The organism is Streptomyces sp. NPDC088747, from assembly GCF_044751025.1.
GTDB lineage: Bacteria > Actinomycetota > Actinomycetes > Streptomycetales > Streptomycetaceae > Streptomyces.
In genome coordinates this window covers 291011-298799 of record NZ_JBIVKZ010000012.1, presented here as the reverse complement: position 1 = coordinate 298799, position 7789 = coordinate 291011, and the positions used below count along the sequence as shown (strand labels likewise).

At 73.8% G+C, this 7789-nt stretch carries 7 protein-coding genes and 1 pseudogene; 4 read left to right on the top strand and 4 right to left on the bottom strand.

Going from position 1 to position 7789, the window contains the following annotated elements:
* Positions 1–338: pseudogene (locus tag ACIP79_RS27365) on the top strand (hypothetical protein); the annotation flags it as partial.
* A 190-nt stretch (positions 339–528) separates the two neighbouring features.
* Here the strand turns inward: ACIP79_RS27365 and ACIP79_RS27360 are convergent.
* Complete coding sequence (locus ACIP79_RS27360) at positions 529–1407, bottom strand: SDR family oxidoreductase (RefSeq protein ID WP_401227346.1); 879 nt, start codon at positions 1405–1407, stop codon at positions 529–531.
* 131 nt (positions 1408–1538) lie between these two features.
* On the opposite strand from ACIP79_RS27360, the gene ACIP79_RS27355 reads away from it, so the two are divergent.
* Positions 1539–2384 (top strand): pentapeptide repeat-containing protein, encoded by an 846-nt coding sequence (locus ACIP79_RS27355; protein ID WP_401227344.1) that lies wholly within the window; start codon positions 1539–1541, stop codon positions 2382–2384.
* Here ACIP79_RS27355 and ACIP79_RS27350 read toward each other — a convergent pair.
* A complete protein-coding gene (locus tag ACIP79_RS27350) occupies positions 2346–3830 on the bottom strand; it encodes a cytochrome P450 (RefSeq protein ID WP_401227342.1) in 1485 nt (494 codons plus the stop codon). The two genes, ACIP79_RS27355 and ACIP79_RS27350, sit on opposite strands and share 39 nt — an antisense overlap.
* A gap of 107 nt (positions 3831–3937) precedes the next feature.
* Between ACIP79_RS27350 and ACIP79_RS27345 the strand changes: the two genes are divergently transcribed.
* Together ACIP79_RS27345 and ACIP79_RS27340 are read left to right on the top strand one after the other, a co-directional pair.
* A complete protein-coding gene (locus ACIP79_RS27345; RefSeq protein WP_383687838.1) occupies positions 3938–4546 on the top strand; it encodes a TetR/AcrR family transcriptional regulator in 609 nt (202 codons plus the stop codon).
* Positions 4547–4657: 111 nt separating this feature from the next.
* Entirely contained in the window at positions 4658–5383 is a 726-nt protein-coding gene (locus tag ACIP79_RS27340; protein WP_401227340.1) for a DUF2470 domain-containing protein, read from the top strand.
* Here the strand turns inward: ACIP79_RS27340 and ACIP79_RS27335 are convergent.
* Both ACIP79_RS27335 and ACIP79_RS27330 read right to left on the bottom strand, forming a co-directional pair.
* Positions 5351–6586: a lactonase family protein gene (locus tag ACIP79_RS27335; RefSeq protein ID WP_401227338.1), complete on the bottom strand. Its 1236-nt coding sequence runs from the start codon at positions 6584–6586 to the stop codon at positions 5351–5353. The genes ACIP79_RS27340 and ACIP79_RS27335 overlap by 33 nt on opposite strands.
* Positions 6587–6714: 128 nt before the next feature.
* Positions 6715–7773 (bottom strand): hypothetical protein, encoded by a 1059-nt coding sequence (locus tag ACIP79_RS27330; protein WP_401227337.1) that lies wholly within the window; start codon positions 7771–7773, stop codon positions 6715–6717.
* Positions 7774–7789: the final 16 nt, after the last annotated feature.

Genomic DNA, 7789 nt, shown 5'->3' with positions numbered 1-7789 from the left:
CTGCGGCCTGCGGCCTGCGGCCTGCGGCCTGCGGCCTGCGGCCTGCGGCCTGCGGCCTGCGGCCTGCGGCCTGCGGCCTGCGGCCTGCGGCCTGCCGCTCGCCGCTCGCCGTCCGCGGCCCGCCGCTCGCCGTCCGCGGCTCGCCGCCACCCGCCGCCCGCGGCCCGCCGCTCGCCGCCACCCGCCGTCCGCCGCTCGCCGCCACCCGCCGCCCGCCGCTCGCCGCCACCCGCCGTCCGCCGCTCGCCACCCGCCGCCCGCGGCCCGCCGTCCGCCACCCGCGGCCCGCCGTCCGCCGTCCGCCGCTCGCGCCCCGCGCCCCGCGGCCTGCGGCCTAGCTGCCCGTCCGCTTCGCCCGGAGGGTGATTTGGGCCGGTGGCTTCGGCGCCCGGTACGCATCCGGTCGGCCCGCCCCCGGCACGCGCTCCCGGCACGCGCCCCCGGCACCGTCCTCCCCGCGCGGTCGATACGCGCTCCCCGCGCGGTCGGCACGTACTCGTCGCGCGCCCGGCATGCCGTAGAGGAATGTCAGCCAGCGAAGGGCTCGCGCCCCAACTGCTCCCGCACCGGCACCACCGGCGGGCTGACGAGTGTCCTGCGCTGCCAGTTCGCGCCGTCCACGACCAGGGTGTGGCCGCTGACGAAGCGGGCGTAGGGGGAGGCCAGGAAGGTGGCGGCCCAGCCGAGTTCGCGCGGGGAGCCGACCCGGAGGGCGGGCTGACGCCTGTCGTGGCCCTCGGCCCGGTCCAGGCTGCCGCGGATGTCGTCGGTCATGTCCTGGTGGGGCATCAGCCCGGGGACCAGCCCGTTGACCTGGATGCCGTACGGCCCCCACTCCACGGCCAGTGTCTCCACCAGGTTGTGCACCCCGGCCTTGGCCGCCGCGCTGTGCGCGAAACCCGGGCCGCCCGTCCAGGCGTACGACGCACCGACGTTGACGACCGAACCGGGGGTGCCCGCCGCCAGATGGCGCCGGGCGAACTCACGGGTCATCAGAAACGTTCCGGTGAGGGTGATGTCGACGACCGCGCGCCAGGCGTTGGGAGACATCTCCTCCGCGGGTACGGGGAAGTTGGCGGCGGCGTTGTTGACCAGCACGTCCGGGAGGCCGCAGGCGTCGTACACCTCGCTGATCCGGTCGGGGTCGCGCACGTCGCACACGGCCGCTGTCACCCGTCCGCCCGAGGACGCCAACTCCTCCTGCGCGGCGCGCAGATGATGCTCACCGCGGCTGGCGATCACCAGATCGGCGCCGAGTCGCGCGAACTCCGCCGCGATGGCCTTGCCCAGTCCGGTACCGCCGCCGGTGACCAGGACCAGCGAGCCGTCGTACGTCCCCGGAGGCAGCGCGCTCGCGCCCAGCGGGGGAGGGGCGGGAAGGCCAGGGAGCGACGGGGTCTCATCCATGGCCGTCTCGATACCCCCTGTGCCGCCAAACCTCCAGAGGCAGGGCGGCGCCGTTCGCACCCGCTCGGCGCCGTTCGCACCGGCTCGGGGACGGCGGAAAACGCGTTGCCCCAGTTCAGTAGGCTGGAGCCATGCGAGAAGACGGTGGGACGGCTCATGACCGGCTCGGTGAACTGCGGGCCGACTGCGGCGAGTGCTTCGGACTCTGCTGTGTCGCGCTGCCCTTCAGCCGCTCGGCCGACTTCGCGATCGACAAGAGCGCGGGGAAGCCGTGCCCGAACCTGCGGACCGACTCCCGGTGCGGCATCCACACCGAACTGCGGGAGAAGGGCTTCTCGGGCTGCACGGTGTACGACTGCTTCGGCGCGGGCCAGAAGGTCTCGCGGATCACCTACGGAGGCCGGGACTGGCGCGAGGGGACCGGTGAGCGGGCCCGGCAGATGTTCGAGGTGTTCCCGGTGGTGCGCCAACTCCACGAACTGCTCTGGTATCTCGCGGAGGCGCTGACCCTGGAGGCCGCCCGGCCCGTGCACGGAGACCTGCGCCTGGCGCTCGACAGGACCGAGCTGCTCACCCGCCGAACCCCGGAGGAACTCGGCGAGTTGGACGTGGGAGCGCACCGGCAGGAGGTCAACGTGCTGCTGCTGCGGACCAGCGAACTCATGCGGGCCGGGACAGGCCGGGCAAGGACGAAGGACCGCCGGGGCGCCGACCTGATGGGCGCCCGCCTCAAGGGCGCCGATCTCCAGGGCGCCGACCTGCGCGGCGCCTACCTCATCGCAGCCGACCTGACCGGTGCCGATCTGCGGGGCGCCGACCTGATCGGCGCGGACCTGCGGGACACCGACCTCACGGACGCCGACCTGACGGGCGCCTTCTTCCTGACCCAGCCGCAGGTGAACGCGGCCCGGGGAGGCGCCGGGACGAAGCTGCCGGGATCAGTCACCCGCCCGGGCCACTGGACGGCCGGGCACTGAGTCCGGCGCGGGAGTGCGGGCCTCCAGGCGCAGCCGCAGCCCTTCCGGTATCAGCGTCAGCCGCTCGGCCACCCGGAGCCGGTAGCCGGGATCGGGCCGAAGCTCGTAGCGGCGCAGCAGCAGCCCCAACACCAGCGTCGCCTCGTGCAGCGCGAACTGCCTGCCGATGCAGGCCCGCGCCCCCGTGCCGAACGGCTTGAAGGTGTGCGCGGCCCGGGACCGTACCGCCTTCGCGTCGAAGCGCTCCGGGTCGAACTCCTCGGCGTCCGCGCCCCACACCTCCCGGTCGCGGTGCAGCATCGCCGTCAGGACCAGCGTCCAGGCGCCCCGCCGCATCGGGTGCACGCCGCCGAGGACCGTGTCCGCGCGGGCCTCGCGCGCGAAGGCGGGGGCGGTGGGCCACAGCCGCAGCGACTCGTCCAGCACCCGGCGCACGTAACGCAGCCTGGCTATCTGGTCGTAGCCGGGCCGGGCCGTGTCGCCCCACACCCGGTCCACCTCGGCCCGCGCGCGGGCGGCGACCTCCGGGTGGCGGGCGAGGTAGTGCAGGGCGAAGGAGAGCGCGCCCGAGGTGGTCTCGTGGCCCGCGACCAGGAAGGTGATGACCTGGCGGCGGATGTTCTCCGGCGAGAGCCGTTCCCCGGTCCGCGGGTGCGCGGTGTCCAGCATCCGGTCGAGCAGATCGCCGTCGCCGCTGGAGGACCTGCGTTCCGCCACCACCGCGTCGACCGTGCGGTTGAGGTACGCCATGTCGGCCTCGTTGCGACGGGCGGGGCCGCGCAGCAGCAGCGGGGCCAGCGGCGCGGGGACCGCGTTGAGGCGCTGGGCGTAGGTCAGGGTGCCCACCATCGCGGTCACGAAGGGGTGCGGCCGGGAACGCTCGAAGGACCCGAAGTCGTGGCCGAAGCCGGTCCGCGCGATCGTCTCCAGCGTCAGCTTCGTCATGTCACCGGGGACGTCCACGGCACGCCCGGCCGCCCGTTCCCGGTCCCAGCGGTCGATGAGGCGCTCGGTCACCGCGAGCATCATCGGGTGGTAGCCCTCCATGGCCTCGCGGCTGAAGCCGGGCGCCAGGACGTCGTGGGCCAGCTGCCAGTTCGGCTCGTGGTTGTACGCCGTGAACAGCCCGTCGCCGGCGACCGGACGGAGGTTGGCCACCCCGAGGCCCACATGCTTGGCGAACCGCGACTCGTCGGCCAGCTCCGCCGCGAGTTCCGCGCCCCCGACGAACACGATCTCCTTGCCGAAGCCCCTGCGCCGGAAGATCGGCCCCAGTTGACGCCCGAGCCGCAGCGAATCCTGGATGGGGGTACGGACGTTGGCGCCGATCGCGTCGCCGATCAGCGGGAGCCGGTGGGGTGGATGCGGAATACGGTGCAGCTCCGGCCAGCCGAGCTCCGCACTGCGGAACCCCTTGGGCAGCGTGGCCGCCTTCGCCTCCGCCATGACGCCATCTCCCTTTGTATCGCGGCAGGTTGAGTCTGTTGTACGTCAGTTCAATAGCGGGTTCAGTGTCGTCCCCCTGTTGAACCGGCGTCAAGTAAAGTGCGGGCATGTCCGGGACCCAGGGCGAGCGGGTGCGCCGTCGCCTCAGCACCGAGGAGCGCCGGGAGCAGCTTCTCTCGGTCGGGGCCCGGCTGTTCTCGGAGAGCCCGTACGACGAGGTGTGGATCGAGCAGGTCGCCGAGATCGCCGGAGTCTCGCGCGGACTGCTCTACCACTACTTCCCGACCAAGCGGGACTTCTTCGCCGCCGTCGTCGAGCGTGAGAGCGGGCGGATGCTGCGGATGACGGCCGCGGTGCCTGGCATCCCGGTACGCGAGCAGCTCGGCGCGGGTCTCGACACCTTCCTCGGCTATGTCGAGCAGCACGCGCACGGTTTCCGCGCCTTCCACCGTGCGGACGCGGCCGGCGACCAGGCTGTACGGAAGGTCTATCAGCGGGCGCTGGCCGCGCAGGAGCGGCAGATCCTCGCCGCCCTGGCCGCGGACCCGGAGATCGGCCGGGCGCCGCAGGAGCGGCCTGAGCTGCGGATCGCCGTCCGGGGCTGGCTGGCGTTCACCACCGCCGTCTGCCTGGAGTGGCTGCGAGGCTCGGAGCTGACGAGGGAACAGGTGCGTGATCTGTGCGCACGGGCTCTGCTGGGCGCGATCGCTCCCTGAGGCCGGCTCCGGTCACCGCTCCGTCAAAGCGTTCTCAAAGGTCGGCGTGTGTGGTTGGCGTACACCCGGATCTTCGATAAGTTAGGCAAGCCTTACCTAAGGAGGACTCTGATGGGTGACCGTCACACCTGGACGGCCGCGCCTGCCGCGGCGGAGCGCGCACGTTCGGTGCTCGCCGCGGCATGGTCGTGCGCCGTGACCGCGGAGGGCGGCCGGGAGGAGTTCGTCGGCGCGCACTCGGTGGCCGCGGACGGCAGGATCCTCCTGCACGTGCCGGACGACAGCGCGTTGCTCACGGCCGCGATCTGCGCGCCCCGCGGCGAGCCCTCGGCGGTCCTGGAGTTCGCCGACGTCGCGCCCGTTCCGGTACGCAACCGGATCCGCGCCCGCCTGTGGCTGGCCGGCTGGTTCGCCCCCGAGGACGGTCATCTCGCGTTCCGTGCCACGCGCGCGGTGCTGCGCCAACCGTCCGGGACGGTCGTCGTGGACCTCGACGAGTTGGCGCGGGCCGATCCGGACCCGCTGGCCACCGGCGAGGCGGCACTGCTCACGCATCTCGCCGACGCCCACCCGGACGCGATCGACCGGCTGACCCGCCTGGTCGAGCCGGACAGCCTGCACGGCGCGGTGCGGGTCCAGCCCCTCGCCGTCGACCGGCACGGACTCACGCTGCGCGTCGAACGGGCCCGCGGCAACGGCGACGTACGCCTGCCCTTCCACAAGCCCGCCGACACCGTCGCGCAGCTCACCGAGCGGATGCACGTCCTGCTCAACCAGGCCGCCTCCGCGTCCTGCCCCCGCGCCCTACAGCGGCACCGCACAGACAGCGACGGGTGAGGCGAACGGCTCGCCCGCGAGCAGGAGTTCACCGCTGTCGCCGTCGACGTGGAACACGCTGACCGTGCCCGACCGCTGGTTCGCCGTGAACAGCAGCCGCTCGTCGGGCGAGAAGGCGATCTGGCGCGGGAAGTCGCCGCCGACCGGGACGGTGTCCAGCAGTCGCAGACGGGCGCCTGCCGCCTCGACCGCGTAGCGCGTCAGGCTGTTGTGGCCCCGGTTGGCGAGATAGGCGTACGACCCGGTCGACGTCACCAGGATCTGCGCCGGATAGCTCGTGCCCGCGCCCGTGCCCGTCGGCTGTGGGTCGCCCGGTGTGAGCCGCCCGGTGGCCGGGTCGTAGGCGCAGACCGCGACCGTGTTGTCGACCTCGTTGGCGAGGTAGGCGAAACGGCCGCCGGGGTGGAACGTGAGGTGACGCGGTCCCGCACCCGGGCGGGTGTGCGCCTGGGAGACCGCGGTGAGCGTGCCCCTGGACTCGTCCAGGAGGTAGGTGTAGACGGTGTCGGTGCCCAGGTCGACGGCGAGCACATGCCCGCCGTCCGGGCTGGTGACGAACTGGTGGGCGTGCGGCCCCTGTTGGCCCGGACCGGGCGCGGGACTCGAGTGCGTGACCAGTGTGGTTCGCTCGCCGAGCGCGCCCGAGGCGTCGATCGGGTGCACGGCCACGCTGCCCGAGCCGTAGTTGGCGCTCAGCAGCCACCGCCCGCCCGGATGCACGGAGAGGTGGCAGGGGCTCGCGCCCCCGGTGCTCCGCGTGCCGAGAACCTTGTCGTCCGCGAGCCGTACGGCCGTCACCGCGCCCGCCTCCCGCTCATCGACGGCGTAGAGCGTGCCGCCGTTCGGATGCGGTGCGAGATACGAGGGGTCGCCGACGCCGGTGACGACGGCGCCCGTACCGGTGACACGGCCCGACTCCGGGTCGTACGTGGCCAGGCCGATGCCCTTTCCGCCGCCCTGGACCGAGGCGTACGTCCCCACGAACAGCGGGCGGGGTTCCGAACCGCCGACAGGCGGCCCGGACGCGCTCTCGCTCGGGCCGGCCGTCGGTGGAACCGCCCCGGAGGGGACCGCCGACGGCCCGGGTGCGGCGGGCGCCGCGACCGTGGCCACCGCGGCGACACCCGTCAGCGCGCCGACGAAACGGCGTCTGGTCCAGCCGCCGTCGTCCGGGCCGCGCGTCGGATCTGCCCCACTGCTCATGCCTGCACCTCGGGTGTCGGTCGGCTCACCTGTGACACCCACCTTGACGTGCGGCGCCGGACAAGTGCAAGAACGGCAACGGCCGTTGCGTACGCCGCAACGGAAGCCCGCCGCCTACCGCCTCCCGCTTACCAGTCCCCGTCCCCGACCGCCTTGCCCGGCGCGTCCCCGAGCGGCTTCACCTGGCCGGGTGAGGGCTGCTGCCAGGGCTCGTGGTCGTCGCCGAGCCAGTCGCCGACCGGCTGCACCGAGCCGAGGGCGTCCGTGGGGGAGAGGTCGGCGGCGTCCTGGTCGTAGTAGTCGAACCACGGCAGCCCCGCCCTCGTGTACGCCGCGCGGTCCACGGGGGAGGGCGGGGGCGCCTCGCCCGTGATCCGGCGCCACTCCGGAGGCGTCACCAGGTGCACGAACACGCGCCCGGCGGGCTCCTCGGCCCAGGCACCGAGCGGCCGGTCGTCGCGGTAGACCTCCTGGCGCATCGAACCGCCGACTCCGAGCCCCATCGCCGGGGAGCGCCTCGGCGCGCCGCCCGGGGGGCCACCGGCAACTGGTGCCGCGCCCGGCGCGGGAGGCGCGGCCATCGGGAACGCGCCGCCGTAGCCACCGGCGGACCCCGCCCGCTCCCTGAGCGACCGGGCCCTGCGGAGCTCCGCCTCGCGCCAGGCGCGCAGCTCCTCGTCGCGCAGCGGGAACGACTGCAACTGCACGCCGCCCCACACCTCCTCGCCGGTGACCTGGCCCTCGACGGTGGCGCCCAGGCCGAGGGGCACGGCCACGAACTGCCGGACCGTCCCCTTGCCGGAGTTGATCCCGTCGAGCCACGGCTGACGCGGCAGCACCACGTAGTTCTGCGGGTCCCGGGTGAGCCGGGAGCTCCACGGTTTGCCCGAGACCGCGCACACCTTGCCCACGCCGACCTGGAGCGCGGCAGGTTCCGCCGTGCCCCCGAAACTCAGCCACATCGCCTCGCGCAGATACACCGGCAGCATCACACCGCCGCGCGCCCGCCATTCGGCGGGAACCGTGTCCGCGTAGTCCTCGACGCGGCGGACCGGGAACTCGCCGAGTCCCGGGGGCAGCGCGTGCGTTCCCGTCTCGGGCAGCCGCAGGGTGCGGATGAACCGCACCCTCACCTCGCCCGGAAGGTGCAGTGTGTTCCCGTCGATCCGCACGGCACTGTCGCTCATCCGTCCGCTCCCCTCG

What these genes read in the sequence shown, in the direction of transcription:
- ACIP79_RS27360 (WP_401227346.1), bottom strand. Translation starts at nt 1,407, where the DNA reads ATGGATGAGACCCCGTCGCTCCCTGGCCTTCCCGCCCCTCCCCCGCTG.
- ACIP79_RS27355 (WP_401227344.1), top strand. Translation starts at nt 1,539, where the DNA reads ATGCGAGAAGACGGTGGGACGGCTCATGACCGGCTCGGTGAACTGCGG.
- ACIP79_RS27350 (WP_401227342.1), bottom strand. Translation starts at nt 3,830, where the DNA reads ATGGCGGAGGCGAAGGCGGCCACGCTGCCCAAGGGGTTCCGCAGTGCG.
- ACIP79_RS27345 (WP_383687838.1), top strand. Translation starts at nt 3,938, where the DNA reads ATGTCCGGGACCCAGGGCGAGCGGGTGCGCCGTCGCCTCAGCACCGAG.
- ACIP79_RS27340 (WP_401227340.1), top strand. Translation starts at nt 4,658, where the DNA reads ATGGGTGACCGTCACACCTGGACGGCCGCGCCTGCCGCGGCGGAGCGC.
- ACIP79_RS27335 (WP_401227338.1), bottom strand. Translation starts at nt 6,586, where the DNA reads ATGAGCAGTGGGGCAGATCCGACGCGCGGCCCGGACGACGGCGGCTGG.
- ACIP79_RS27330 (WP_401227337.1), bottom strand. Translation starts at nt 7,773, where the DNA reads ATGAGCGACAGTGCCGTGCGGATCGACGGGAACACACTGCACCTTCCG.